Annotated in this window: 25 protein-coding genes; 17 read left to right on the forward strand and 8 right to left on the reverse strand. The window is 67.5% G+C overall.

Annotated elements, in window-relative coordinates; genetic code table 11:
• Genes ABZ803_RS18160 through cysC form a run of 3 tightly spaced genes read left to right on the forward strand, consistent with a single transcriptional unit; the run spans position 1 to position 3677 of the window.
• Positions 1-900 (forward strand): helix-turn-helix domain-containing protein, encoded by a 900-nt coding sequence (locus ABZ803_RS18160; protein WP_357039077.1) that lies wholly within the window; start codon positions 1-3, stop codon positions 898-900.
• A gap of 9 nt (positions 901-909) precedes the next feature.
• Complete coding sequence (cysD, locus tag ABZ803_RS18165; RefSeq protein WP_357039080.1) at positions 910-1842, forward strand: sulfate adenylyltransferase subunit CysD; 933 nt, start codon at positions 910-912, stop codon at positions 1840-1842.
• A complete protein-coding gene (gene cysC, locus ABZ803_RS18170) occupies positions 1842-3677 on the forward strand; it encodes an adenylyl-sulfate kinase (RefSeq protein WP_357039083.1) in 1836 nt (611 codons plus the stop codon). Before cysD ends, cysC begins: the two co-directional genes overlap by 1 nt.
• Positions 3678-3774: 97 nt before the next feature.
• Here the strand turns inward: cysC and ABZ803_RS18175 are convergent, their stop codons facing one another.
• Positions 3775-4305: a hypothetical protein gene (locus ABZ803_RS18175; protein WP_357039086.1), complete on the reverse strand. Its 531-nt coding sequence runs from the start codon at positions 4303-4305 to the stop codon at positions 3775-3777.
• Positions 4306-4708: 403 nt separating this feature from the next.
• Between ABZ803_RS18175 and ABZ803_RS18180 the strand changes: the two genes are divergently transcribed.
• On the forward strand, positions 4709-5218 hold the full coding sequence (locus ABZ803_RS18180; protein WP_357039089.1) for a helix-turn-helix domain-containing protein: 510 nt from the start codon (positions 4709-4711) through the stop codon (positions 5216-5218).
• A 20-nt stretch (positions 5219-5238) separates the two neighbouring features.
• Here the strand turns inward: ABZ803_RS18180 and ABZ803_RS18185 are convergent, their stop codons facing one another.
• The 4 genes from ABZ803_RS18185 to ABZ803_RS18200 form a co-directional block, all read right to left on the reverse strand.
• Positions 5239-6225, reverse strand: a complete 987-nt coding sequence (locus tag ABZ803_RS18185; RefSeq protein ID WP_357039092.1) for an NAD(P)/FAD-dependent oxidoreductase — start codon at positions 6223-6225, stop codon at positions 5239-5241.
• Positions 6226-6229: 4 nt separating this feature from the next.
• Positions 6230-7366 (reverse strand): hypothetical protein, encoded by a 1137-nt coding sequence (locus tag ABZ803_RS18190; RefSeq protein WP_357039096.1) that lies wholly within the window; start codon positions 7364-7366, stop codon positions 6230-6232.
• A complete protein-coding gene (locus tag ABZ803_RS18195; RefSeq protein WP_357039099.1) occupies positions 7363-7917 on the reverse strand; it encodes a hypothetical protein in 555 nt (184 codons plus the stop codon). Before ABZ803_RS18195 ends, ABZ803_RS18190 begins: the two co-directional genes overlap by 4 nt.
• A gap of 277 nt (positions 7918-8194) precedes the next feature.
• Complete coding sequence (locus tag ABZ803_RS18200; protein WP_357039102.1) at positions 8195-9136, reverse strand: LysR family transcriptional regulator; 942 nt, start codon at positions 9134-9136, stop codon at positions 8195-8197.
• Positions 9137-9210: 74 nt separating this feature from the next.
• Here ABZ803_RS18200 and ABZ803_RS18205 point away from each other — a divergent pair, with 74 nt between their 5' ends.
• From ABZ803_RS18205 to ABZ803_RS18225, 5 genes are all read left to right on the forward strand, one after another.
• Entirely contained in the window at positions 9211-10743 is a 1533-nt protein-coding gene (locus tag ABZ803_RS18205; RefSeq protein WP_357039105.1) for an MFS transporter, read from the forward strand.
• Positions 10744-10862: 119 nt separating this feature from the next.
• Positions 10863-11759: an SDR family oxidoreductase gene (locus ABZ803_RS18210; protein WP_357039108.1), complete on the forward strand. Its 897-nt coding sequence runs from the start codon at positions 10863-10865 to the stop codon at positions 11757-11759.
• 69 nt (positions 11760-11828) lie between these two features.
• Positions 11829-11987: a hypothetical protein gene (locus ABZ803_RS18215; protein WP_357039111.1), complete on the forward strand. Its 159-nt coding sequence runs from the start codon at positions 11829-11831 to the stop codon at positions 11985-11987.
• Positions 11988-12061: 74 nt separating this feature from the next.
• Positions 12062-12637, forward strand: a complete 576-nt coding sequence (locus ABZ803_RS18220; protein WP_357039114.1) for a hypothetical protein — start codon at positions 12062-12064, stop codon at positions 12635-12637.
• Between the two features lie 33 nt (positions 12638-12670).
• Positions 12671-13375, forward strand: coding sequence for a hypothetical protein (locus ABZ803_RS18225; RefSeq protein WP_357039117.1), 705 nt, complete (start codon positions 12671-12673; stop codon positions 13373-13375).
• A gap of 208 nt (positions 13376-13583) precedes the next feature.
• Here the strand turns inward: ABZ803_RS18225 and ABZ803_RS18230 are convergent, their stop codons facing one another.
• Entirely contained in the window at positions 13584-13979 is a 396-nt protein-coding gene (locus tag ABZ803_RS18230) for a hypothetical protein (protein WP_357039120.1), read from the reverse strand.
• Positions 13979-14320 carry a hypothetical protein gene (locus tag ABZ803_RS18235; RefSeq protein WP_357039123.1) on the reverse strand — a complete coding sequence of 114 codons (342 nt, stop codon included), beginning with the start codon at positions 14318-14320 and terminating at the stop codon, positions 13979-13981. The genes ABZ803_RS18230 and ABZ803_RS18235 overlap by 1 nt, the downstream gene beginning before the upstream one ends.
• Positions 14321-14534: 214 nt before the next feature.
• Between ABZ803_RS18235 and ABZ803_RS18240 the strand changes: the two genes are divergently transcribed.
• On the forward strand, positions 14535-15878 hold the full coding sequence (locus tag ABZ803_RS18240; protein ID WP_357039125.1) for a hypothetical protein: 1344 nt from the start codon (positions 14535-14537) through the stop codon (positions 15876-15878).
• Positions 15875-16450, forward strand: coding sequence for a GNAT family N-acetyltransferase (locus ABZ803_RS18245; protein WP_357039128.1), 576 nt, complete (start codon positions 15875-15877; stop codon positions 16448-16450). Before ABZ803_RS18240 ends, ABZ803_RS18245 begins: the two co-directional genes overlap by 4 nt.
• Positions 16451-16600: 150 nt before the next feature.
• On the opposite strand, the gene ABZ803_RS18250 is transcribed toward ABZ803_RS18245, so the two are convergent.
• On the reverse strand, positions 16601-17758 hold the full coding sequence (locus tag ABZ803_RS18250) for an epoxide hydrolase family protein (protein ID WP_357039131.1): 1158 nt from the start codon (positions 17756-17758) through the stop codon (positions 16601-16603).
• 405 nt (positions 17759-18163) lie between these two features.
• On the opposite strand from ABZ803_RS18250, the gene ABZ803_RS18255 reads away from it, so the two are divergent.
• From ABZ803_RS18255 to ABZ803_RS18280, 6 genes are all read left to right on the forward strand, one after another.
• Positions 18164-21052, forward strand: coding sequence for an AAA family ATPase (locus ABZ803_RS18255; protein ID WP_357039913.1), 2889 nt, complete (start codon positions 18164-18166; stop codon positions 21050-21052).
• Positions 21053-21341: 289 nt separating this feature from the next.
• Complete coding sequence (locus ABZ803_RS18260; RefSeq protein ID WP_357039134.1) at positions 21342-23135, forward strand: acyl-CoA dehydrogenase; 1794 nt, start codon at positions 21342-21344, stop codon at positions 23133-23135.
• 46 nt (positions 23136-23181) lie between these two features.
• Positions 23182-23793, forward strand: a complete 612-nt coding sequence (locus tag ABZ803_RS18265) for a QsdR family transcriptional regulator (RefSeq protein ID WP_357039137.1) — start codon at positions 23182-23184, stop codon at positions 23791-23793.
• Positions 23790-24785 (forward strand): pyridoxal-phosphate dependent enzyme, encoded by a 996-nt coding sequence (locus ABZ803_RS18270; protein ID WP_357039140.1) that lies wholly within the window; start codon positions 23790-23792, stop codon positions 24783-24785. Before ABZ803_RS18265 ends, ABZ803_RS18270 begins: the two co-directional genes overlap by 4 nt.
• A 236-nt stretch (positions 24786-25021) precedes the next feature.
• The gene (locus ABZ803_RS18275; RefSeq protein ID WP_357039143.1) at positions 25022-25777 is read left to right on the forward strand and encodes a GntR family transcriptional regulator; all 756 of its coding nucleotides are present in this window, start codon (positions 25022-25024) and stop codon (positions 25775-25777) included.
• A complete protein-coding gene (locus ABZ803_RS18280) occupies positions 25778-26005 on the forward strand; it encodes a ferredoxin family protein (protein WP_014984269.1) in 228 nt (75 codons plus the stop codon).
• The last annotated feature ends 2 nt before the right edge of the window (positions 26006-26007 follow it).

The raw sequence follows: 26007 nt of genomic DNA on the forward strand, positions 1-26007 counted from the left end.
ATGGTCGGCCGACGGTCCGCACCCACCGCACGCGTGGTTCAGGTCCTGGATTTCTTCGTCGAACAGCGCGGGAAACGCTTCGGGCTCTCCGAGCTCGCCCGCGAGCTCGACCTGGCCAAGCCGACCTGCCTGGGCATCCTCACCGAGCTGACCTCGGGCGGCTACCTGGTGCGCGATGCGGGCACGGTCACCTATGGGCTCGGACCGGCGCTGATCGCCGCGGGCCGGGTGGCGCAGGACAGTTTCGCGATCTCCGCGCTCGCCCGCGTCGAGCTGGAGAAACTCTCCGCGCGCTACCACACCACCTGCACCGCGTCGGCGGTGGTCGGCGAACAGATCATGGTGCTGGAGAGCACGGGCCCCGGCCTGGTGAAGGTGGGCGCGGCCTACCATTTCGCGCCGCCGGTCGGCCTGATGTACGTGCTCTGGGACACCGACGCGGCGTTCGACGCCTGGCTGGCCAAACCCCCGGCGGTACCGCTGCGACAGGACGAGCAGCGCCTGCGCCGAGTCGTCGCCGAATGCCGCGAGCGCGGATTCCTGGTGGAGAGCATGACCACGGCCGGGCGGCGGCTGTACTCGCTGCTGGCCGGTGTCGCCGACCGCGATCTGCCACCCGAGCTGCGCGAACTGGTCGGTGAGCTGGTGACAAGCCTGGGCGAGCGGGTGTATCTCGGCTCGGATCTGCGGCCGCGCAAAGAACACGCGGTGAGCCTGCTCGCCGCGCCGACCTACGACGGTGACGGCAGGCAGAACATGGTGCTCACGATGTACGTCGGCCGCTCCATCACCGGGGCCGAGATCGCGCGCCGTGGCGCGGCCCTGGTGACGGCCGCCGACGCGGTGACGGCGAATTCGGGCGGGCGCAAACCATTGACCAATAACCGAAACGTGTTCTAGTTTTGCGGTGTGAGCCAGTACGCGAAGTCGACGGCGAGCACCTACGAGCTGCCCCATCTGGACGCGCTCGAGGCCGAGTCGGCGCACATATTCCGTGAAGTGGCAGCGACATTCGAGCGCCCGGTGTTGCTGTTCTCCGGCGGCAAGGACTCGGTGGTGATGCTGCACCTGGCGGCGAAGGCCTTCTGGCCGGCGCCGCTGCCGTTTCCGGTGCTGCACATCGACACCGGGCACAATTTCGACGAGGTGATCGTCTACCGCGACCAGACGGTGGCGCGGCTGGGCCTGCGCCTGGTGGTCGGGCGAGTGCAGGACGACATCGACGCGGGGCGCGTGGTCGAGGAGACCGGGCCGCGCGCCTCCCGCAACCGATTGCAGACGACGACGCTGCTGCGCTCGATCCAGGAAGGAGCGTTCGACGCGGTGTTCGGCGGCGCGCGCCGCGACGAGGAGAAGGCCCGCGCCAAGGAGCGGGTGTTCAGCTTCCGCGACGAGTACGGCCAGTGGGATCCGCGCAGGCAGCGCCCCGAGCTGTGGAACCTCTACAACGGCAGGCACCGCGCGGGCGAGCACATCCGGGTGTTCCCGCTGTCGAATTGGACCGAGCTGGACATCTGGAGCTACATCGCCGCCGAAGGCATCGAGCTGCCCCCGCTCTATTACGCGCACCGCAGGCCGGTGGTGCAGCGCGACGGAATGCTGCTGGCGCACACCCGCTTTCTCGAACTGCTCGACGGCGAGGAGCCCTACGAGTCCACCGTGCGGTTCCGCACCGTCGGCGACGCGACCTGCACCGGCTGCGTCGAATCCACCGCGGCCACACCCGCGGAGGTGGTCGCCGAGGTCGCCGCGGCGCGGGTCACCGAGCGCGGCGCCACCCGCGCCGACGACCGCATCTCCGAGGCAGGCATGGAAGACCGCAAACGCGAAGGCTACTTCTGATGACGACCACATTGTTGCGCCTGGCCACCGCGGGCAGCGTCGACGACGGCAAGTCCACGCTGATCGGCAGGCTGCTGTTCGACTCCAAGACGCTGTTCACCGATCAGCTCGCCGCCGTGGAGCGCACCAGCCGCGACCGCGGTGACGACTACCCCAACCTCGCCCTGCTCACCGACGGCCTGCGCGCCGAACGCGAACAGGGCATCACGATCGACGTGGCGCATCGTTATTTCGCCACGCCGAGAAGAAAATTCATCATCGCCGACACTCCGGGGCACGTGCAGTACACCCGCAATATGGTGACCGGCGCTTCCACCGCCGACTTGGCGCTGATCCTGGTCGACGCCCGCAAGGGCGTGGTGGAGCAGACCCGCAGGCACGCGTTCCTGGCCAGTCTGCTCGGCATCCCGCACCTGGTGCTGTGCGTGAACAAGATGGACCTGGTGGACTGGTCGCAGGAACGGTTCGAGGAGATCCGCGAGGAGTTCGCGCGATTCGCGTCCAAACTGGACGTCTCCGACCTGACCTTCGTGCCGGTGTCAGCGCTGCACGGCGACAACATCGTGCACCGTGGCGCGAGCATGCCGTGGTACGAGGGCACTCCCCTGCTGCACCATCTGGAAGAGGTGCATATCGCCTCGGACCGCAACCTGATCGACGCGCGCTTCCCGGTGCAGTACGTCACTCGCAGCCACGCCCAGGATTTCCGCGGGTACGCGGGCACCGTGGCGGGCGGAGTCTTCAAGCCCGGCGACGAAGTGGCGGTGCTGCCGTCCGGTTTCACCACCACTGTCGAGGCGATCTGGGGGCCGGGCGGCGCACCGGTCGCGGAAGCCTTTCCGCCGCAGGCGGTCACCATCCAGCTCGCCGACGAGCTGGATATCTCCCGTGGCGATCTGATCTGTCGTCCGAACAACCGTCCGACCGCGGGTCGCGATCTCGACGCGATGGTGTGCTGGTTCGCCGAGGACACCCAGCTGACACCCGGCGCTACCTACACCATCCGGCACAGCACCCGCGCCGCGACCGCCGAGGTGCGCTCGCTGGACTACCGGCTGGACGTCAACACGCTGCATCGCGACGAGCACGCGGAGTCGTTGTCGCTCAACGAGATCGGTCGAGTCCAGCTGCGCACCCGGCAACCGATGCTGTTCGACCCGTACCGCCGCAACCGTGCCACCGGCAGCTTCATCCTCGTCGACGACACCACCAACAACACCGTCGCCGCGGGCATGATCACCGGCCCGAGCCTGCCCTCCACCCGAGTGGTCTGGCACTCCACGGCCGTCGAGCGCGACGAGCGCGCCACCCGCGGCCTGACGGTCTGGCTGACCGGCTTGTCCGGGTCCGGAAAGTCCACCGTCGCCGTGGAACTGGAGCGCAGGCTGGTCGCCGCGGGCCGCCCGGCGTTCCTCCTGGACGGCGACAACCTGCGCCACGGCCTCAACTCGGATCTCGGCTTCAGCACCGCCGACCGGGAGGAAAACGTCCGCCGCGTAGGCGAAGTGGCGAAACTGTTCGCCGAAGCCGGTGTGGTCGCCGTGGTTTCACTGATCAGCCCCTACCGCGCCGACCGCGACCGGGTCCGCGCCGCCCACGAAGCGGCAGGCATCCCCTTCCTGGAAGTCTTCGTCGACACGCCACTGTCCGTCTGCGAAGCCCGCGACCCCAAAGGCATGTACGCCAAAGCCCGCGCGGGCGAGATCCGCGGCTTCACCGGCATCGACGACCCCTACGAAGCACCCACCGAAGCCGAGATCGTCCTACGGCCCGACCACGGCGACCCGGCCTCGATGGCCGCGACGATCATCGCTCGGCTGAGCCGATTGGATTGATCCCGCCTCGGCGCAGACTATCCGGAGATCAGCAGCGGTTCGGGCGCTGATCTCCGGATCTACCGCGTCAGCTCTGAGGACCACGGCGCCATCGCAGTCAGCGGACGATATCCGCGCTCGGAATGATGTACCGGATGCGGTCGGTGTTGTGCGGCTCCGCCTTGAGATCGACTACCGTCGAGTCACCGACCTGTTCGACCAGGTCCACGCCGATCTCAACGGGCACTGGGTAGGCCGAGTCCGATCTCAAATCGTCAGCGCCGAAGATCCACACTTTGTCGATCAAGCTGTGCGTAACACCGTCGGCATCGGTGAACTGCACCTCGATGACGCCAGGCTGAGTATCCGACACCCATCGAACGGCGTTCCCCCATATCATGGCCATTTGATCCAGTGTGCCAGCGATCAACTGCCGGTTGAAAGCATGATCGGGACAGCCGCGGCGGGCAGCGAAGAAGCTTCCGGCAACTGAGCGATCCACCGCAGTGTCAGAGTTGCAAATACCCCGGCGAGACATATGGAGCCGATCCCGCCGATAGGTCGCCAACGCCATCGGGCGACGGGCCGGAGTGTAGGACTCCAGCACCGCGGCAATGGAGTTCGCGCAGCGCTGCGACTTTGCCAGCACGATCGAATCCTCGATGGCAGAGGTTGCTTCCCTGCCGCAGGTGAAACGTGGTGCGATGCTTCGCCGACCAACCCGGTGCGAGGAGAACGTCCGCCGCGTCGGCGAAGTGGCGAAACTAGTCGCCGTTGCCGGTGTGGTCGCGGTGGTTCGCCGAAAGGGCAGGCGGCGAGTGGCCGCCTGCCCTTCGGCTTCCCCGATTCGTCGTCGGCGGCTTCGTGGATCGGCTATCCCCTCCGCAGTCGATACACGAAGCCGACTTCGGGTGACATCTCCGTAATCGGTTCGGATACGAGCGTAGAGCGATAGGATCTGATTGTAAAGCGCTAAGGGCCTAGCCGCTGCGCTCTGATCCTTTACCGGCGGATACCATGTCGCACGGTGACGGGGCCGAATCGGGAGGTTGGTGGCACAGGTCGTGTCCGGCGAGGGAGATGAGATCAGCGAGGAACCGACGGAGGACGGCGGCCCCATCGCGCGGCATCTGAATCGGGTGATCGCCGCTGCCCAGCAGCGGGATTCACGCAGCTATTCCAACAAAGACATCGCCGAGCGCTCGACCGCGCTCGGCTATCCACTGAGCCCGGCCCAGGTCTCGCACATCCGGCTCGGACGAGTCCGCAACCCCAGTTTCCGCACGGTCGAGGGGATTTCCGTGGCACTGGGCGTCGACGTCCGGGAATTCCTCGACGGCGCGGCCGCGCAGCAAGCCGACGTCGAATCGCGGCTGGCCGCGGAGCTCTCCGAGGCGGGCGTGGAGGCGATCGGTTTCCGCCTGTCCGAACTCGGCACCTTGAACGAACTCGGCAGATCGACGTTCGGCGCCATAGTCGGCAACATCCTGCGCGATCTCCAGCAGCACGAACTCTATCGCCGACCGGCCGCCGGGGAGGGCGACGAGAAGACCGAGGGCTGAGTGATCGGCTGTCGCTCGTGTCAGAGCCGCAGATCCTCCGCCGAGACTTTCGGAGCGGGGCCCGGCCGATAGGTCGCCTGCGCGATCGGGCGGCGAACTTCCGTATAGGACTCCAGCGCCGCGGCAATGGAGTCCGCGCTGCGCAGGGTCTTCGCCAACACGATCGCATCCTCGATGGCGGAGGTCGCGCCACGCCCCGCCGCAGGCGAAACGGCATGCGCCGCATCGCCGATCAGGACGGTGTCGGCGTTGTGCCAGCTCCCCTCGGGTTCGAGTTCGTACAGTGCGATCGGAGCGCTCACCTCGGAACGCTCCAGCACCCGCTCCACCGGGGTTGTCCGCAGCGCGTCGAGGAACACCTCCGGGTCGACCGCCGTGCCGGGCGCGACGCTGCGCCTGCTGAACCAGAACGATCCATCGCGGTCGTCCCCCACATAGCCCGCTACACCTTCGGGGTGCGACCAGAAGTGCAGGACGTGCGTCGGGAGCCCGGGCACCACGACCGGGCAATGACCGTAGCGGATCGATTGGCCGGTGTAGGTGGGTTCTCTGGCATCGCCGAGTATGCGCCGCGTGGCCGAACGAGCACCGTCCGCGCCGACCAGCAGATCACCTGTGCGCGAGCCGGGATCGACCCGCGTTCCGTATTCGCACGGGATGTCGGCTTCTTCCAACCCTTCTCGCAACAAGGCCAGGAGATCCTTGCGCCAGATGTGAGTGCTGGACCAGCGATGACCGGGTTCGGTCCGGGCGAAGGAAATCGTTCGCCCGGTGAGCGTGTCGACGGTGCTCACGCCGACGACCGGGAATCCGGCCGATCTGACCTTTTCGCCCAAGCCGATCTGATCGAGCGCGGTCGACGCCGCGGGGCCCAGGGTGACCCACCCGCCCACCTCGGCAGTGCGCGGCGCGGTCTCGTAGATCCGCACCCGCGCACCGACTTTCGCCATCGCCAGGGCCGCGCACGCCCCTCCGACGCCGCAACCGATGATCTCCGCTCGAAACATCCGGTCACACCTTCGCCGTGGGCCGAGCCCATTGCCGACGCACCCGAACCATGTTCTCCCCCAGGCGGGCCGCCAAGGCCACGAGCAGTTTGCGGTCGGCATCGAACGTATCAGCCTGGTCCACGGCCGCGCGGTGCGGTTCGCCGTACAGCACCGGCCGCTCGCGATTGGCCGCGGCGACGCGCTGGAGTTCGCGCGCGTACCCGGAGATGGTGGCGGTCGACGCCGGATCGATCTGGGGGCTGAGCAGCATCAGCGCATCACGGATGTCGACCATCATCGCCTGCCGCCATTCCATGACCGCCGCCAAGGGCTGCCGGAGGCGGAAGGCGGGCATCCGCCGTTCCGGAAGAAACCGGGTGATCACGCCGACCGCGAATCGCCACAGCCGCCACAGCAACAGAACGTCACGCAATGCCGCGAGGCCGACGACCACCGCTCGTATCCGCATCACCAAGCCATACCAGGACACACCCAGAAGGAATACGAGCTGCCCCAGATAGACCTCCCACCGCCCCAGCGCGACGAGCGCTCGCGGTGGCCGTTCCGATGCCGCGTAGTACCCGAGCTGGACGGTGAAAGTCACCGTGGCGGCGAGCATCGACACCGCACCTATCGCGGCGAGCACGATTCCGTGGGCCGGCGTCCCCGAGAGCAAACGCAGATAGGCGAAGCAGTAGAAAACGATCAACATCCCGATCGGCAACGTGCTCACCTTCTCCCCGAGATTGAAGCCGACCACGGCTGGGTCGGCGAATCCGTAGGGTTTCGCGCCGGGGCCCGCGACGACCGCGCACGCGGCCATGACAATGATCGACGCGGCAAGCGGGATACCGAGCCCGACCAGTATTTTCTTCGTCTGGGCGGTATGCCGGGAGGCCAGCACGAAGAACGCGACGATGCAGGCCTTGGCTCCCACCAGCAGGACGGTCCCGACGAATTCGTAACCCATCGCGCTCAGCAACCACGGGTCCCGGCGGTTCTGGACGTACTCGCCGAAGGCATACCCGGACGCGAGGAAGAAGAAGGCCCCCACGACCGCGAGAAGAGCGACGTCCTTGTTGCGGCGGTATTGACTCGACTTCCAGATCATGGCGGCGGCGAACGCCGCGATGAGCCACCCGTGCGGTAGGTAGATCACAGCCAGCCCATTCTCTCCTGCAACGGCAGGGACAGGTCTTCGGTCCGCTGTAAGGGCCGCAGCGCGCGTTGCCGATCGAGCACCCTGCCCACCTCGTACCCCCACCGCGCGAGCAGGTTCGCCGTGTACTCGGCCTCCCATTCCCGCTCCGGAGACATCGCCGAATGGCGATGCACGTTCCCGGTCTCGTAGTGCCCGGCGATGATGTGCCCGAACTCGTGCCCGATCCCGTGGTCCTGATGCCAGGCGGGTGTCGCCTTCTGATACGCGATGACATAGGTGTCGGGCGGCGCCGAAAGTTTCAACGTGATCGCGAAGAAGCAGTCGACCGGCAGCAACTTCTCCTGTAGAAGCACCGTCGAACCGGTGAATTCGCAATAGCGCTCGATCAGCTGGCGCATGGTCAGCAATTCACGCACCTTCATGCGCTGGAGCAGCAGGCGGGTGCGATGCTCGACCTCACGAACCCGCGCGGGACTCGGGACGAAGCGTGAGTTTCCGTCCCGCGCGCTGTCGGCGGACTCCGCCATGCCACCCGCCGAGCGTCTCATGCGCCCGCGCCATACGGAACTCAACAGACCTCACACCCCGCAGCCCGCCCCACCGCCCGATTCTCGGTAACCGGTCCGTCGAACGGTACGAAAACGATGCCGAGCGCCGCGCCTGATCGACCGTCGTGGTCCCAAACCCCCGTGCCCGGCCGGTTCGGCGTTCAAAGTACCACCGCCGCGACCGGACGGCATTGATTCCAATCCCGCTGGCACGCCCCGCATTCGCGTCGATTCGGCTGTCGTACATCGGCCGTGCCTGCTCGGAGGCGACACGATGTCACCCGTTCGTGCGAACGGACTCCGCCGATTTCGCGCCGCCGGGCTCACACAACGCGTCGCGAATGGTGTCACGCAGCCAGCGCTGGGCCGGGTCGGCGTCGAGACGGGCGTGCCAGAGCAGGCGCACTTCGACTTCCGGCAGGTCCGCGGCGAGGGGAAACCAGCGAATGCCGAGAGTCGGGCCGTACTGTTCGGCGAGGCGCTGCGGGACGAGTCCGACGTAACGGCTCGAGGAGACCAGGAGCGCGGCGACGGCGAAGGTCGGGACGACGGCGGCGACGTGGCGTTGCAGGCCCGCCGCGTCGAGCGCATCGTCGAGCGGGCCGCGAGCGCGTCCACGGCGGGAGGCCGAGACGTGGGGATGCCCGCACAGTTGCCGCAACGTCGGGCGACGGCGCCTGCCCAGCGGACTGTCGGCGCGGACGATGCCGACCATTCGCTCCCGGTACAGCACGGCGGTGCGGATGTCGGGAGCCGCGGCGTCACCGACGCCGATGTCGAGATCGACCGAACCGTCGCGCAAGGCCTCGGCGCTCTCGCTGCCCTCCGTGACGAACCGAAGGACCACGCCGGGGGCGAGCGCGGCCGTGGCTTCGACCGCCGTCGTCGCCAAGGTCGCGGCGACGCCGTCATTGATGCGAATGGTGAAAGTGCGCTCGAGCTCTCCGATCGCGATCTCGCGATCGGCGCTGATCAACGTTGACGCTTCGTCGAGCAGTGACCGCACCCGCGGCGCGGTGCGCAGTGCGAACGGAGTCGGAGCCATCCCACGCCCGGCGCGAACCAGGATCGGATCGTTCATCGCCCGTCGTAACCGGCCCAGCGCCCGGCTGGTCGCGGGGATGGACAGATGCAAGCGCTCGGAAGCCGCCGTGACCCCGCCTTCCCGGAGCAGGGCGTCGAACACCCGCAGGAGGTTCAGATCCAGCTGCTCGGGCATAGTTGCATCTTACGCAAGTATCTATTGTCGAAGTTGCGTGGCACGAAGTTCATCGAGATCCCTACCGTCGGGACATGCCCTTCGATGTCATGTTCCGGGATCGCGCCGCGTCGTCGCGAGACCCGTCCCGTCCCGCCGCACAGCGCGGTCTGCTCGCGATCATGTGCGCCTGTGTGGTCCTCGTCGTCGGAATGGTCGCCGCGATCAACCTCGCCGTCCCGATGCTCGCCTCGAGCACGCTGCATCCGTCCGCGTCGGCGCTGGTGTGGATCGTCGACACCTATGTGATCGTGTTCGCCTGCCTCGTCATCCCGGGTGGAGCCGCCGGGGACCGCTTCGGGCGCAAGGGAGTGCTGCTCGCGGGTCTGGCGCTGTTCGCGGTGGGAGCGCTGATCTCGGCGGCGGCACCCGGCGTGGCCCTGCTTCTGGCGGGCCGTGCGATCACGGGTGTCGGCGCCGCCGCTGTGCTGCCCAACACGCTGTCGGTCCTGCTGCACGCCGTGCCCGCCGAACGCAAGGGCGCGACGATCGCCACCTGGGCGTCGATGACGGGCATCGGCGGAGTCGTCGGCAACGTCGGCGGCGGGTCGATCCTGTCGGGTGGCTCGTGGCGCTGGTTGTTCGCCGCCGCCGTGCCGATCTCGCTGGTTCTCGCCGCGCTCGTGGGACGTATCGCGCCGGTGTCGGCGCGCCACGATCGCCGCCTCGATCCGCTCGGCGCGGTGCTGCTCGTCGGTGCGTCGGTCGCGCTGTTGCTCGGCATCGTCCAAGGACCGGAGGCGGGCTGGGACAGCGTGGTCGTCATCGCCGGGTTCGCTTGCGCCGCAGTACTTTTCACCGTGTGGACGATCGTCGAACTGAAGACCGAGCATCCGCTGCTCGATCCACGGTTGTTCCGCGTTCCCGGCCTGCGCAGCGCCTGCCTCGGCATGACGACGGTCTTCTTCGGCATGTTCGCGCTGTTCTATGTCAACGCGTCGTTCCTCCAGTACGGCAAGGGATTCGGCGTTCTGCGAACCGGACTGGGGATCGTCCCGCTGACCGTGCCGATCATCCTCGGCGCACGACACGTCGGACGCCTGTCGCAGCGCATCGGCCTCGACGCCACCACCGCGCTCGCATTCGGGTTCGTCGGCTGCGGATTGCTCGGGCTGTCCACCGGTGACGCGGGGACGCCCTACCTCGTCTACGCCGCGTGGCTGGTCGTGACCGGAATCGGCGTGACGCTGGCGCTTCCGACGCTGTCCGGCGCCATCGCCGGTTCGCTACCGCCGGAGCAGGCCGGAGTCGGAGCCGGATTGCAGGCCACCACACGCGAATTCGGCAGCGCGCTGGGTGTCGCGGTCATCGGCACGGTGCTCACCGCACGGTTCGTCGCCGCGCTGCCACCGGACGTCCGCGCCGACCACGATCCGCACACCATGGCCCAGGCGCTCGCCTCGACCACACCCGACCGCGCCCACGAGGTTGTGACCGCGTTCGTCTCGGGCGCGCAGATGGGGCTGCGGGCGGTCGGCGTGACCGTGCTCGTCCTCGGAGGGCTGGTGGTGCTGCAATCGCTGCTGTCCCGGCGGAGAGTGCCGGTCGCCGTCGGTCGTCCTCGCTGATCGCACAGAGGTGACGCGGCACGGTCACCCATTCCACAGAGAACGCCGGCGGTCGGATCGGACCGCCGCGGAAGCTGATCCGCGCGATCGGTCGCGGACCTACACAAAGGCGTATCGACATGCATGTATTCGTCACCGGAGCGACCGGATGGATCGGTTCGGCCGTGGTCGACCAGTTGCTGGAGGCCGGTCACGAGGTCACCGGACTCGCCCGCTCGGGCGACTCGGCCGCCGCGCTGGAGCGGAAAGGAGCCCGGGCGCGGCGCGGCGACCTCGACGATCTCGACAGCATCCGCACCGGCGCCACGGAGGCCGACGCCGTCGTTCATCTCGCCAACAAGCACGACTTCGCGAATCCCGCCGGGACCAACCGGACCGAGCGCGACGCCGTGCAGGCCATCGGCGACGTCCTCGCGGGTTCGCACCGGCCGTTCGTGCTCGCCTCCGCTCTGGCCCTGCTCGCTCCCGGCCGCGTGGCCACCGAGCAGGACCGCTCACCGGCCCACGGTCTCGATTCCTTGCGCGGAGGCGGCGAGAACCTCGCGCTGGAATTCGTGGAGCGTGGCGTCGGCACGGTCATTGTGCGTTTCGCTCCTACCGTGCACGGCGAAGGTGACCATGGTTTCGTAGCCGGACTCGTGGCGGCCGCTCGCGCCGAAGAGGTTTCGGCCTACCTCGGCGACGGGATGAATCGCTGGGCGGCGATCCATCGCAGCGATGCCGGGCGCATCGTGCGGCTGGCGCTCGACAAGCGGGTTCCCGGCGGCACCGTCCTGCACGCCACCGCCGAGACCGGCATCCCGGCCCGCGACATCGCCGACGTGATCGGTCGGGGGCTCCGTCTGCCCGTCGTCTCGATACCGGCGGAGCGGGGCGGCGAGCACTTCGGCTGGCTCGGCAGGTTCTTCGGAGCGGACATGGCCGCGAGCAGTGACGCCACCGGCTCACTGCTCGGCTGGACGCCCAGCGGTCCCGGTCTTGTCGAGGACCTCGACAGCGGCTGCTACTACCGCTGAACCCGGAATTCTCTGTGCCCCAATCTAATTGGAGTGCGGTCGCGAGGTATTGTCACCGGACTTATCGGCATGCCGACGCGGAGTGCCACCGAGCTGCTCGACTATCTGGCCACCGGTGAGCGGGTGAAGTACTTGCCGTTCCGGGGGCACCAACCGCGCAAGGACGGGGCGATCGGAGCCAGTTTGCCTGAGCCGGTGGTGGCCTACACCAATCCCGCTATCCCCTAGCCGGTCTCATCACGGACGAAGAGCCAGCATTATCGGTCCGACATCCGTTGCGAACCACGATCTGGCAAGGTAACTTGATCATCGTTCCGGGCACGAAACGTTGCGATTCGCCGGAAACAATCAACAAGGGGTGGGAAAGTATGAAACAGAATGGTTTCGTCGGGGTTTTCACTTTACCGACGTCAACTCGGAGTCGATTACTGGCCTTACCAACCGCACTACTCACCGCGTTTGGGGCGGCGACGCTTTCAGCAGGATTTGCCGATGCGGCGAACTGGTATGACATCCTAGCGGAAGCAACCGATGCCACCAACGTAATTATTCCGATTCGCACCGGAAACGCCGACCTGGGATTCGATCACTATACGCAGAAGCACAATCTGACCAAGTATTACGTCATTCAGCACGCCATCCGTACCGCAAAACCCAAGACCTCGGGCGCGCGTGTGGAGTACCTCGTCGAGTTCAAACATGCGAAAAGCCGGGGGAAAGTAGATGATCGCGCGACTCTTCACATAGTCGCCCAGGCGGCCACGCGTACAGATGACGGCAAATATAAAACAACCGACAACAAGAACATCGGAGTCATCACAGCGTATTGCGAAGGTCGCAATACCTGCCCTGACTGGTTACGTGATCTGTCAGGCTGAACAAGAAAGCATCGATTTAGGAGGTGGCAGGCCATGGCAGTGGCCACGGGTGATCACGCGTTCAGTTTTCTGCTCCGCACGATGATTCCACTGATCGTCGCACCGATGGGCCCACTTCCGCCAACAGGTGTCCAGCTGCGCGGAGTCGTTCGAGCGAACAATGAGCGGGTACGGGTCGCGTTATCGGATGGAGCACAGATGTTGTCAGGTCTCGCAGTGGAATTCAATCTTGCGCGGGATGCCGACACGTCGTCCGTCAATCCGATCATGGACCATGTGCGTGCCAGTGTCGCACCACGAATGACCCAACTGATGGCGACACACCCGCAGACCATCGACACTCATTCAAATGTCGTTATTCAGGCCTCCGCCACCGGCTTCGAACCCTCCACTGCCCCTTTGCATTACGACCAAGGCTTGTTCAGCGTCTTCAGCCTGTTCGTGCACGGTGGCGGTTTTCCATGGTTCGAGGAGGATTACACCTTCGGTGGGTTCATGCTCCGAAGCGATCACACATGTCGCATATACATCAGAATCACCGCGACCGACGAAATCTACGGATTCGATGCACCTATCAACGGACCACATGGACCGGGGGTTTTCGGATATGGACTCCTGCCACAAGAACTTGCTCCGCTGGCTCGTACGGGGGATCTCGCCTCGAAAAAGATCGTCGATGATACCGACGAGTACTGCCTTGCTGTGGTCGATCTCTCGAGCTGGGTTACTAGAGACTGACCCTACCAGCGCACTGTCCTGGAACCGTAGAGGTCCCTTCAAATCGGTGGCCACCGGTGGGTATCGAGCGCGCGATTTTCCTGGCTGACCGGCTACGCCGCCTCAGCATCCGCTACGAGCGCAAGGCCACCACTTCCTCGCCTTCCTCACCCTCGCCGTGACACTTACCTGGTACAAGAAACTCGCCACCAGCCATGTGAGACACGGCCTACGGCAGCGCTTCGCTCCCGCGCGGGCGGGAGGGATGCGGGCGGCGCGGGTACTTACTCGGCCGCATGCGACTGGTGGTCCGTAAGGTCTCCACGGCCGCGCATTTCCATGAGCACTCGTCCGCGTCGCACTCGAGATGCACCTGCATGAGGGCGTGCGCGTCGCCGGGGCCGAATTCCGGGCCGTCTCTCGGATCTACCGCAGGCCAGCCCAACGGCGGCCAGCCCAGCAGGCACAATTGTTCATGGCCGACACGTTCGGCGATGTGATAGACGCTCGGACCCCGCAACGGCCTCCGCCACCATCTGCTCGCGGCGAAGAAGACCATCAGCAGCACCATGACCACCGCGGTTCCCACCACCAGCGCTGCGCCGACCTCGGACCAGCCGGACATCAAGACCCCACCCCGTTCTCCGACGAGCCGAACGACGCCCACCGATGTCCCCGCTCCCACACCTGCTCGGGCGCGACGACAATGAGCGTCACTTCCTCCGTGAGACCGCGTCTGGCCGTCCAGATGTGCTCCCGAGTCGGAGCGATGACGACCGAAGCGCCCACCCGGCGGATCGTCTGCACGAGCAGCAGCGTCGGCATCAGCGCATCCCGATCCACCACCAGCACTTCCGGCTCGCGATAGCCTCGCCGCTCGGCTAGCGCCCGAATCGCGCGCTCCTCCCCCGCATGATCACTGCCGGACTGATCCAGCCGGATGTAGCCGAGCGCGATTTCCGCCATGTCCGCCCCTCTTCCGTCGATGTGGTGTGGCACCCGGCGCCGGGGATCCCGGACGATGGCGACGCGATCGGCGCTGTCGACGAGGGATGTGCTCGCCCGGCGCCGGGGCCAACTCGAGCGTGACTGACCTGGTTGTTCGTTCCCAGGCACAGAACCGCACGGACCCGATACGCTTCCGGCACACCAGGATGCAGACGTGGGATGGGGGACCACGATGATTGTCACCAATTGGACCGGCGTCGAGGTCAGGGCTTTGCGCTGCGCCGCCCTCCGACTGACCCAGGAAGAGTTCGCTGAGCAGGTCGGCTATCAGCCTGTCACGGTCAGAAAATGGCAACGTGCGCCGGATTCCCGACCTATTCGAGGAAAATCTGCCCATGACCTCGATACCCAGCTGGCGCGGCTCGATGAGAAACAGTCCGCACGCTTTTGGTCGGCTGTCGCCCAAGCACGAAAGCCGAGGCATCCTGGCAGTCAGGAATTCAAGATTTCGACGGATCCGTCCGGCGGTGTGGTCGACGGCGATGTACGGGAAGCCGACAGTGACGTGAAGCGACGTGAATTCGGACGCCTGGCAGCGGCGGCTGGGGCAGTTGCAGTTCTGGAGTCGTGGGACGTCGACGGCGTCCGAATCGGCATGACCGACGTACGAGGGCTGCTGGAAGTAGTCGATGCCTTGGAGTTCGAGGACCAGAGGGCAGGTGGCGCTTCCTTGGTCGCGACCGCCGTAGCGCAGTTGGCTCGCGCGAAAAGCCTCTTGGAGACCGGTACTTTCGATAGTGCGAGTGGTAACGCGTTCACCAGCGCGACCGGTGAATTGGCCGTCCTGGCCGGATGGCTGGCTTTCGACGCCGAGATGCATTCGCTCGCGCGCCACTGCTACTCGGATGCCATGGCGTTGGCAAGTCAGGCAGATGACGCCGATCTCACAGCTCATAGCTGCCTGTACGCCGCGAACCAATCCATCGCGCTCAGCCGGACCGGCCAAGCGAATCCACAACACGCGCTGCGCCTCGTCGACCGCGCACGTCACCTGATGCGCGGCCGACCACCTGGCCGTATCCACGCCCTGATCGCAATCCGCCAAGCGCAGGCCTTCGGCTTGCTCGGTGATCGCCGGGAGTTCGGGCGCGCGATCGCGACAGCGTGGCGTGAAGTGGACCACGCAATCGAACACGAACCCCTCGCCGACTGTCCGACGTGGCTTCGCACTGTGGACCACAACGAGGTTCGTGGTCATGAGGCGCGCGGCTGTGGACGTGTCGGGGACCTCGCAAGGGCTGTCAGCCTCTTCGAGACCGCCGCCGACGAGAAGTCGACAAACCGAAACGCCGTCAATACACGGGCGTGGCTGGCGTCAGCACGAACAGCAGTAGGAGACCTCGAAGGGGCGCTGGCTGACGCGATGTCGGTGTTGGTGCACATCGACAACGGCGTATCGTCGCCCCGCACCCTCAAGGTTCTCGAACCCATTCGGCGCGCGACTGCCGATTTGCCTGCCGCGGACGAGTTCCGACACCGCCTCGACAAACTCACACAGACAGGGAATACCGCGTGAATCTTCCGGATGTCGAATTCCGGCATCTCGACGCTGTAGAAGCGCGCGCACTCCGGCCCACGGTCGAAGACATCTACCGCCGGTCTTACGTCGACGCGATCGCCTCCGGTGATCCGTTCGATGCGCCTGACCAGTTCATGCACCGATTCGACAACTACACCGACCCCGCAGGCGGCAGTGTGTTCGCGATGGTCATGGCGTATGTCGGCGGGACGCCCGCGGGGCAGACGTGGGGGTGGACGCTGCGTCCGAATGCCGCGTGGTGGAGGAATTTTCAGCCGGACGATGAGATCGGCGACCGCGCTACATTTACCGCCGAGGATGGCGCCCGGACATTCGCGCTGTCGGAGATCATGGTGTGCGCCGAATACACCGGTCGCGGCTTGGCGCGAAAGCTGCACGATACGCTGTTGAGCAGCCGGGCGGAACGGCGTGCGACGCTACTGGTCGAGCCGGAGAATCACCGCGCGTATGGGGCGTACCTGCGGTGGGGATGGTCCCGAGTCGGTGTGACGAAACCGAGTTGGCCGGACGCACCGACATTCGATGTCTTGACTCGTGAGCTGAGATAGCCCGAGCTAGCGACGCTGGACAAATGAGGCTCGTACGGCAGCGTGTCGTCGCCGTTCCTGAATGCTCGCGCCATCAGATCGCGGACTAGTCGTCTCGCCCCGTCGTGGGGCAGGCGGTCGCCACTGCCTGCCCGCTACGACTCCACCGAATCAGCCCAGCGACCGGAAGAACTCGCGCACGTCGCCGATCAGTAGCTCCGGCACCTCTAGTGCGGGGAAATGCCCGCCGGAGTAGAACTCCGACCAATGGGTGATGTTGTGGGTGTGCTCGGCGAAGCGGCGGATGGCGTAGTCGCCGTCCTTGAATACCGCTACGCCGGTGGGCACGGTGCCCTTCGGTTTCGGGGCGAACATGGTGGCGTCGTGGAAGCGCTCGTAGTAGAGGTTCGCGACGCTGCGGGCGGTGTCGGTGAACCAGTAGATGCTCACCGTGGTCAGCAGGCGATCGAGGTCGACGGCCTGTTCGGGCAGGTCGTGGGATCGGTCGGTCCATTCGCGGTACTTCTCCACGATCCAGCCGAGCTGGCCGGTCGGGGAATCGGCGAGTAACTGGGCGATGGTGTTCGGGCGGGAGCCCTTCAGGTTCATGTAGGCGGAACCGTCGTCCTGGAACTTCTTCATCGCGCCCAGTCGCGCCTTCTCCGCGTCGGTGAGGGCGGCCATGTCGGCGGGGTCGCCGGTCGGGAAGGTCACCAACGCGTTGACGTGCACGCCGAGGACATGCTCGGCGTCGATCCGCCCCAGTGCCGGGGCGATGAAGGCGCCGTGGTCGCCACCATGCACGCCGTAGCGGTCGTAGCCGAGGCGGGCCATGAGTTCGGCGAGCGCCGCCGCGATCCGGCCGTCGTTCCAGCCCGGCTCGGTGATCGGGCCGGAGAAGCCGTGGCCGGGCAGCGACGGGATGACCAGGTGGAAGGCGGGCGCGTCCGGGGCGCCGTGCGCGGCGGGGTCGGTGAGCGGGCCGATCGTGTCGCGGAAGTCGGCCACCGAACTCGGCCACCCGTGCAGCAACAGCAGCGGGGTGGCGTCCGCTCGGGCCGAGCGCACATGCAGGAAGTGCACGTTCTGTCCGGAGACGATGGTGGTGAACTGCGGGTAGGTGTTCAACTCCGCCTCGGCGGCGCGCCAGTCGAACTTCTCGGCCCAGTATCCGGCAAGTTCCTTCAGGTAGGCGGTCGGCACACCGCGCTCCCAGCCGACGCCGGGCAGGTCGTCGATCCAGCGGGTGCGGGCCACGCGCGAGCGAAGGTCGTCCAGGTCGGCCTGCGGGATGTCGATGCGGAAGGGGCGGATCTCGGTGTTCGTCATGCCATTGATACTTCGGGTAACGAGGGGTGCACCGAATCACGAGAATTCATTATTTCCCGTACTCCCCTAGCCCCTCGCGACGCCGAATTCGGCCGCAACACCCTCGGCCACCATCACCGAGGAGCGCACCCCAACTGGCCCGGCCGATACCTCGCCGCCAACGCCACCGCTCTTATCCGCGACCATGGCGGCTTCGGCCGAGAAGATCCATGGTGTGCGGCTCGTGAACTTCAGGCGGCGGCCCGCGTCCGGTCGACGCCGCCACTGAAGTTCGACGCGGCTCGGGCGAGGGCGGGGAGCGGCTTTCCTGTCCGCCGCACTCCGCCTCGGCTCCCGCGATTGGCGCCGACCTCGCGGTAGGGGCATGATCGCGCCGTGGTCAGCCTTCCGGTATGCGGTGCCTTCGTGGGGCGGGCCGCTGAGCTTGCGGCATTGCAGGATGCCTATGGGGAGCCGACGGTGCATACCGTGCTGGTCGGGGGCGAAGCGGGGATCGGCAAGTCGCGGCTGGTCGCGGAGTTCGGGACGCGGCTCGGGGCCAGCACGGCGGTGCTGTCCGGGCGGTGTCCGGAGTTCGGCGCGAAGGGGGTGCCGTTCACTCCGTTCGTCGCGGTCATGCGCGCACTGCTGCGCGACCAGGGAGCGGAGGCGCTCGCGGCGCTGCTCCCGGCGAAACCCGCGCTGGCGCGCTGGCTTCCGGAACTGGCGGCGCGTTCCGGCGCGGCGGAGATCGACACCGATCGGATCCGGTTGTTCGGCGAGATCCTGACCGTGCTGGAACAGTGCGCGATGAACAGACCGCTGGTGGTGGTGCTGGAGGATCTGCACTGGGCCGACGAGGCCGGCCTGGAATTGCTCGCCTTCCTGGTGGCCAACATCGCCGAAGGCGATCTGTTCTTGATCGGTACCTACCGGCCCGCCGATTCCGAGCCGTTGCGCAAGCTGGTCACCGGCCTACGCCGGGACCCGAGTGTCCGTCTGCTCTCGATGGCACCGCTGACCAAGCACGAGGTCGGCAGGCAGCTGGCCGCGCTGCGCGGCAGAGAACCGGAACCGGGGACGATCGCGCGCGTCTTCGAGCGCAGCAGAGGAATCCCGCTGTTCGTGGAGGCGCTCGACCCCGCGCCCGAGGACACGCCCGCCGAACTGTCCGAACTATTGCTCGGTCCCCTGTCGGACCTGCCCCGTCAGGCCGCATCGGTGCTGCGGCTCGCGGCGGCGGCCGGGTCACCGGTCCGGCACACCGTGCTGGCGGCGGCCTCCGACTTCGCCGAGGACGCGCTGACCACAGCGTTGCAGCTACTGGTCGACCAGCAGTTGCTGGTACCCGACGACACCGGTTACGCGTTCCGGCACGTTCTCATCCGGGACGCCGTCTACGCCGACTTACTGCCCGTGGAGCGAAAAAGATTGCATGGCAATATTTTTCGCGCATTGACCACGCTCCGCGAACGCGATGCGGACCAATGCCCCTCCGGCGAGCTTGCCTATCACGCGTATGCCGCCGGAGAATTCTCATCGGCGCTCGAGGCCGCCTGGGATGCGGCGGCGGAAGCCAGGAACATCGGGGCGCATCGTGTTGAGGTGCACCATCTCGACCGAGTGCTCGACTCGTGGGATCGGGTGGGGGAAGCGGCGAGCCGAGTAGGCGCGGAGCGGATCGAGGTCGTGCAAGCGGTCGTGGCGGCATGCTATCGGGGCGGCGTCGTCGAGCGCGGGATCGCGGCGGCCGACGAGGCGCTGGCCGCCATCGATGCGGAGATCGAGCCGGAGCGTGCCGCCCGACTGCACTACTACCGCGCCGGATTACGCAATCAAAGCAGCGGCGGCGGTGAAGACGACCTGCTCGCGGCGCTGGCATGTCTTCCTTCGGACCGGCCGACTCTGTTACGCGGCGAGGTGCTCGCCGAACTCGCCGCGGCGCGCGCGTTCAGCGGCGCGGCGGCCGCGGCCGAGAACGACGCGCGTGCCGCCGTCGAGGTGGCCGAACAATTGCGTGGTATCCCGCCCGCCCACGACACCTCGTCGGTCATGGCTGGGGCACTTCACCCGCCGGGCGCGATCGAGGAGGCGGCCGGTGCGGATGCCGCGTCGCTGGCCGCGCGTGCCCACGCGTATCTCGGGCTGGCCACGGCGGACCGTCCGGAGGTCGCCATGACCCATTTCGAGCAGGCGCATGCCGCCGCGAAGGATGCGGGAGATCCGGGCACGGTGCTGACCGTGGTGCTGTGGGAGACGGCGCTGCTGGTGTCGGCGGGCGCCGACGAGGCCGCCATCGCGGCGATTCAGCAGGGGCTGCGCGCCGCGCACGAAACCTACCGATTCGCCGAGGCGGCACCGATCCTGCTGGTCAAATGGGCACAGGCGCTCACCGCGCTGGGTCGCTGGAACGAAGCGCTCGATCTGATCGACGAATCGCTCACCGAGCGGTTGCCCCCGTTGAGCACCGCCGCGCTGCTGCTGTGTCACGCGCGGATCATGCTGGCGCGTGGGGACGACGAGGCCGCGGCGACGAGCGCGGCGACCGCGCAGCCCTTGCTCGGGGATCGCCGCTGGGCCAGGCAGTATCAGATCCAGCTGCACACGGTGCAGACCGAGATCGCGCTCGCGGCGGGCGATCCGCAGCGCGCCGCCGAGATCGGCGCGGCGACGCTGACCGCGGACGATCTGACCGCGCACCATCACGAGGCGTGGGCGCTGGCCGATGCGGTGGCGCGAACTCGCTGCGCCCCACTGGTTCTCAACTCCGTAACGGAGAGGCTGCCGGTGACCACCGCGGTCGACGCCGCATACCGGAATTCCTGCCACGCCGTGCGCAGCGGCCGTCCCGCCGACTGGACCGCGGCCGCTTCCTCCTGGCGAACCCTGAGTCGGCCATTCGAGCTGGCGCGCAGCCTGGTCGAATCCGGCGAAGCGGAATTGGCCGCGGGTGATCGCGCGGCAGCGCGCAGCGCCCTGCGGTCCGTGCTCCGGCTCGCGGACGAGTTGGCCACGGCGCCACTCGCCGAGCAAGCCAGGCAGCTGGCCGACCGCGCCGGGATCGACCTCGCCGACTCCGGGAACCGGCCTTCCCCGGCCCGATCGGCGAGCACCGTGGGCCTGACCCCGCGCGAACTCGACGTGCTGCGCCTGGTGGCCACGGGCGCGAGCAACCGTCAGATCGCGGCCGAGCTGTTCATCAGCGCCAACACCGCCGGTGTGCACGTCTCACGGATCCTCACCAAGCTCGGTGCGTCCAGCCGCACCGAGGCGGCGGCGATCGCACGCGAACGCGGCCTGCTCGTGTCCGGGTGATGGCTACCGTGGTCCTCGCGAACTGTGTCGACCCGTCGGCCCGAAGCGATCGTGGAGGCATCCCGTCTGCGGGCAACCGCCCGCCTCCGCGCACGAACGGATGCTACGGAGCTGCCGGTCGAGACGGCCGAAGCGGCGATAGGACTGGTGGCCGCCCGACGAGGATCTCGCCGACCGCCGGTACGGCGTTGCGCCCTGATCCGTATTCGAGCGCGGACTACCGGCCCCCTGCCCGGCCATCGCATCGTAAGATACAGTAAGTCGAACATGTCTCGAAAGGACGGGCTGAATGCGGTCGACCTTGCTGTCCCGGCGCGATCTCGATTTCCTGCTCTACGAGTGGCTGGACGTGGAGCGGCTCACCAAACGCGAGCGGTACGCCGAGCACTCACGCGAGACCTTCGACGCCGTGCTCGAGCTCAGCGAGCAGCTCGCGACCAAATACTTCGCGCCGCACAACAAGCTCAACGACGCCAACGAACCCACCTTCGACGGCGAGCGCGTGACCATCATCCCGGAGGTCGGGCAGGCGCTGGAAGCCTTCGCCAAGGCCGGATTGCCCTCGGCGGCAATGGATTACGAACTCGGTGGCGCACAGCTACCCGCCACCGTCGCACAGGCGAGCTACGCCTGGTTCCAGGCGGCCAACCCGGGCACCGCGGGCTACCCGTTCCTCACCGTGGCCAATGCGAATCTGCTCCTCGCCCACGGCCCCGAGCACGTCGAGAAGTTCGTCAAGCCCATGCTCGCGGGCCGCTTCTTCGGCACCATGTGCCTGTCGGAGCCGCAGGCGGGCTCGTCGCTGGCCGACATCGTCACCCGCGCCGAACCGCAGGACGACGGCAGCTATCGCCTGTTCGGCACGAAGATGTGGATCTCGGGCGGCGACCACGAACTCGGCGAGAACATCGTGCACCTGGTGCTGGCCAAGATCCCCGGCGGGCCCGCGGGCACCAAGGGCATCTCGCTGTTCGTGGTGCCCCGCTTCCTGGTCGGCGACGACGGCGCGATCGGTGAGCGCAACGACGTCGCACTGGCCGGGCTCAACCACAAGATGGGCTTCCGCGGCACCGTCAACACCGTGCTGAATTTCGGCGAGGGCCGCTGGACGCCGGGTGGCGCGCCGGGCGCGGTCGGCTACCTGGTCGGGGAACCGCATCGCGGCTTGACCTACATGTTCCACATGATGAACGAGGCGCGCATCGGCGTCGGCCTGGTCGCCACCGCGCTCGGCTACACCGGATACCTCGAGTCGCTGGACTACGCCCGCACCCGCACGCAGGGCCGGGCCAAGCTTCCCGCCGACCCGTCCGCGCCGCAGCGGCCGATCATCGAGCACGCCGACGTGAAGCGAATGCTGCTGGCGCAGAAGGCGTACGCCGAAGGGGCGCTGGCGCTGGTGCTCTACTGCGCGCAACTGGTCGACGAGCAGCGCACCGCCGAGTCCGACGACGACCGCCGCGCGGTCACCCAACTGCTGGACATCCTCACCCCGATCGCCAAGAGCTGGCCCTCGCAGTGGTGCCTGGAGGCCAACAGCCTCGCCATCCAGGTGCTCGGCGGCTACGGTTACACCCGCGAATACAACGTCGAGCAGCACTATCGGGACAACCGGCTCAACCCGATCCACGAGGGCACGCACGGCATCCAGGGCCTGGACCTGCTCGGACGCAAGGTGACCCAGCAGGGCGGCGCGAGCCTGCTCGCACTCGGGTCCCGGATCGATGCGACCATCACCGCCGCTCGCGCGTCGGGCGGCGAGGCGGCCGAACTGGCCGCACAACTGGATTCGGCGTGGCGACGGCTGGTCGAGGTCACCGCGGGGCTGTTCGCCTCCGGCGATATCGAGGCCGCGCTGGCCAACAGCTCGGTGTACCTGGAAGCCTTCGGGCACACTGTGCTGGCCTGGATCTGGCTCGAGCAGTTCCTCGCCACCGCGGACCGTGCGGGCGATTTCTACGATGGCAAGCGGCACGCGGCCCGGTTCTTCTATCGTTTCGAATTGCCCAAGACGGCACCGGCACTGGATCTACTCGCCAGCCTGGACACGACTACTCTGCGGATGCGCGACGCCTGGTTCTGAACACCGCCCGTTTCGATACACTTCACAGAAGATGTATCATTCCGCGGTGATCGATTCCAGTCAGCGGACCACCCGCCCTCCCGGCCGACCGGCCTCCGCGACCAGGGAGCAGGTCATCGAGCACGCTCGCCGGGCGTTCCTGTCCGGTGAGCGGGTGGACATCCAGGCGATCGCCGGACAGCTCGGGCTCAGCCGCGCGTCGGTCTACCGCTGGTTCGGCTCGCGCGACGGGGTGCTCGGTGCGGTCCTGGCCGGGGAGTTCGAGGCGCTGCTCAGCCGGGCGGACGCCCGCCGCCGCTCCACCGGAGCGCGGCGCATCCTGGACGTGCTGTACCGGGTCAACCGGTGGATGACCGACAACGAACCGTTCCGGCGCTACTTCGAGAACGAGCCGCTGTCCGGGCTGCGCATCCTCACCGCGGGCGACGGACCGGTGCAACCGCTGGTCGTCGGCACCGTCCGCGAGCTGATCATCCGCGCCGCGGAGGAGGACGGCTACACCCCGCCGCTGGAACCGGCGCTGCTGGCCTACGCGCTGGTCCGGCTCGGCGAGGCGTTCCTGTACAACGACAGCGTCGCCGGCATTCGCGGCGACGTCGACCGGTTGCACGAGGTCCAGGCGGCGCTGCTGGGCATTCCCGAGGCGATCACGCCATGACCGGGGCGCTGCTGCACGCGCGCTTTCCGGAGGTGGCCGATACGTTGCCGTTCGTCCGCCTCGGCACCGCTCCGACACCCGTCAGCCGGTACGACCTCCACACCACCGCCGAGCTGTGGTGCAAGGACGAAAGCGTCTACGGCGACGGGGGCTGGGGCGGCAACAAGGTCCGCAAGCTGGAATGGCTGCTGCCGGAGGCACGGCGACGTGGCGCGCGCACCATTCTCACGGTCGGCGGCACCGGAACCAATTGGGGGCTCGCCACCGCACTGTACGGCCGCGCCCAGGGCATCGATACCGCGCTCGCCTTGGTGGACCAGCCGGTCGACGACCACGTGCGCGCACAACTGCGGCGACTGGAGAACTCCGGCGCCACTTTGTATTTCACGCATACCAAACTGCGGACGATCCTCGCGGCGCCATGGCTGTATCTGCGCGGGGTCCACGGCGGCAGGCGTCCGTATCTCCTGCCCGCGGGCGGCTCATCGCCGGTCGGCGCCTTGGGCTACGTCGAGGTGGCGTGCGAACTCGCGGCACAGATCGCGGCGGATGAGCTGCCCGAGCCGGCCCACATCGTCACCGCGGTCGGATCGGGGGGTACCGCCGCGGGCCTCGCACTCGGTCTGCGCCTGGCCGGGCTGCGTACGCGCGTCGTCGGCGTCGTCGTCAACGACACGCTCCCCCTCGACGCGAAGCACATCGTCCGGCTCGCGGGGCGCACCGAGCGCCTGCTGCGCACCCGCGGAGCACGCTTCGCGCCGATCGCGCTCCGGCCGGAGGACGTCACGATGACCACCGAGTGGCTCGGCCCCGGCTACGGCCACACCACACCCGGGGCTCTGGAGGCCGCACAGCGCGCCGAACCGGCCGGCCTGCGCCTGGAGACCGTCTACACCGCCAAAGCGCTCGCCGCGCTGCTGGCCCTGGACCGCTCGGGCGTGTTAGGCGACGGACCGGTGCTGTTTCTCAATACTTACGGTCCGCGACCGTAGATCCGTAGGGCGCGGCCCGCGCGAGCCCGCTTTCGAATCGCTGTGATCGAAATCCGGCCGACCGCAGCCGACGTGGCGTATTGGCCGGACCACCGCGCATATCGCCAGGTAGGGCCGCGCGCCACCCGGCGCAATAACATCCCCTGATTTCTTCCCAAGCCGACGTGGGCAAGCACGCGGCCACAATCCCGTTATCGTCGCTATTCGTGCAGGTCAGCGATGGAAAGGCGGGAACGGTGGCAGCGGAACCCACGCCGGTGCGGCAGTTGCGCGCCGATCAGGCGCGGCGGGTGGCCGACATCCTGCGCCACCAACTGCACGCGGGCGCGTTCGACGGCGCGCTGCCCAGCGAACAGGACTTGGCCGCCGAGTACGGCGCCTCGCGCAATACCGTCCGCGACGCCTTGGCGCTGCTGAAGGACGAAGGCTTGATCGACCGGGCGCCCAAGGTCGGCACCCGCGTAGCCACCCGCAAGTACGACCACGGGCTCGACGCCCTGCTCGGATTGCAGGAGACCTTCAAAGGCCACGGCACCGTGCGCAACGAGGTGCGCGCGGCGATGCACGTCCCCGCGCCGCCCGCTGTCGCGCGCAGGCTCGGCCTGGCACCGGGCGAGCGGGTGGTCTATCTCGAGCGGCTGCGCTACCTCGCGGATCTGCCGTTGAGCCTGGACCTCACCTACCTCGTGCCCGACATCGGCACCGAGGTGCTCGGCCACGATCTCGAGCACACCGACGTCTTCGTGCTGCTGGAACGCATCAGCGGCCACTCGCTCGGCTCGGCCGACCTGGCCCTGGAAGCGGTGCCCGCCGACCCGCACACCGCCTCCACCCTCGACGTACCCGGCGGCGCGCCGCTGCTGATGCTGGAACGGCTGACCCGGCTGGACGACGGCCGCCCGGTCGATCTGGAGTACATCCGCATGCGCGGCGACCGCATCACCATGCGCGGCAGCCTGACCCGCAGCACCCCCGAATGGAAGGTCCTCTAGATGGCACTCGTGAACCAGCGCACCGACATCCCCGTCACCATCGACGAGTCGCTGTGTATCCAGGGCTGCACGCTGTGCGTCGAGATCTGCCCGCTCGACTCCCTGGCCATCAACCCCGACAACGGCAAGGCCTTCATGCACGTGGACGAGTGCTGGTACTGCGGTCCCTGCGCGGCCCGCTGCCCCACCGGCGCCGTCACCGTCAACATGCCCTACCTGCTCCGCTGATC

This window comes from Nocardia sp. NPDC047648 (assembly GCF_040642815.1).
In the GTDB taxonomy this organism is placed as follows: domain Bacteria; phylum Actinomycetota; class Actinomycetes; order Mycobacteriales; family Mycobacteriaceae; genus Nocardia; species Nocardia gamkensis.

What these genes read in the sequence shown, in the direction of transcription:
- ABZ803_RS18205 (WP_357039105.1), top strand. Translation starts at nt 9,211, where the DNA reads ATGCCCTTCGATGTCATGTTCCGGGATCGCGCCGCGTCGTCGCGAGAC.
- ABZ803_RS18185 (WP_357039092.1), bottom strand. Translation starts at nt 6,225, where the DNA reads ATGTTTCGAGCGGAGATCATCGGTTGCGGCGTCGGAGGGGCGTGCGCG.
- ABZ803_RS18270 (WP_357039140.1), top strand. Translation starts at nt 23,790, where the DNA reads ATGACCGGGGCGCTGCTGCACGCGCGCTTTCCGGAGGTGGCCGATACG.
- ABZ803_RS18160 (WP_357039077.1), top strand. Translation starts at nt 1, where the DNA reads ATGGTCGGCCGACGGTCCGCACCCACCGCACGCGTGGTTCAGGTCCTG.
- ABZ803_RS18280 (WP_014984269.1), top strand. Translation starts at nt 25,778, where the DNA reads ATGGCACTCGTGAACCAGCGCACCGACATCCCCGTCACCATCGACGAG.
- ABZ803_RS18210 (WP_357039108.1), top strand. Translation starts at nt 10,863, where the DNA reads ATGCATGTATTCGTCACCGGAGCGACCGGATGGATCGGTTCGGCCGTG.
- ABZ803_RS18195 (WP_357039099.1), bottom strand. Translation starts at nt 7,917, where the DNA reads ATGAGACGCTCGGCGGGTGGCATGGCGGAGTCCGCCGACAGCGCGCGG.
- ABZ803_RS18240 (WP_357039125.1), top strand. Translation starts at nt 14,535, where the DNA reads ATGATTGTCACCAATTGGACCGGCGTCGAGGTCAGGGCTTTGCGCTGC.
- ABZ803_RS18235 (WP_357039123.1), bottom strand. Translation starts at nt 14,320, where the DNA reads ATGGCGGAAATCGCGCTCGGCTACATCCGGCTGGATCAGTCCGGCAGT.
- ABZ803_RS18250 (WP_357039131.1), bottom strand. Translation starts at nt 17,758, where the DNA reads ATGACGAACACCGAGATCCGCCCCTTCCGCATCGACATCCCGCAGGCC.
- cysC (WP_357039083.1), top strand. Translation starts at nt 1,842, where the DNA reads ATGACGACCACATTGTTGCGCCTGGCCACCGCGGGCAGCGTCGACGAC.
- ABZ803_RS18260 (WP_357039134.1), top strand. Translation starts at nt 21,342, where the DNA reads ATGCGGTCGACCTTGCTGTCCCGGCGCGATCTCGATTTCCTGCTCTAC.
- ABZ803_RS18225 (WP_357039117.1), top strand. Translation starts at nt 12,671, where the DNA reads ATGGCAGTGGCCACGGGTGATCACGCGTTCAGTTTTCTGCTCCGCACG.
- ABZ803_RS18230 (WP_357039120.1), bottom strand. Translation starts at nt 13,979, where the DNA reads ATGTCCGGCTGGTCCGAGGTCGGCGCAGCGCTGGTGGTGGGAACCGCG.
- ABZ803_RS18200 (WP_357039102.1), bottom strand. Translation starts at nt 9,136, where the DNA reads ATGCCCGAGCAGCTGGATCTGAACCTCCTGCGGGTGTTCGACGCCCTG.
- ABZ803_RS18215 (WP_357039111.1), top strand. Translation starts at nt 11,829, where the DNA reads ATGCCGACGCGGAGTGCCACCGAGCTGCTCGACTATCTGGCCACCGGT.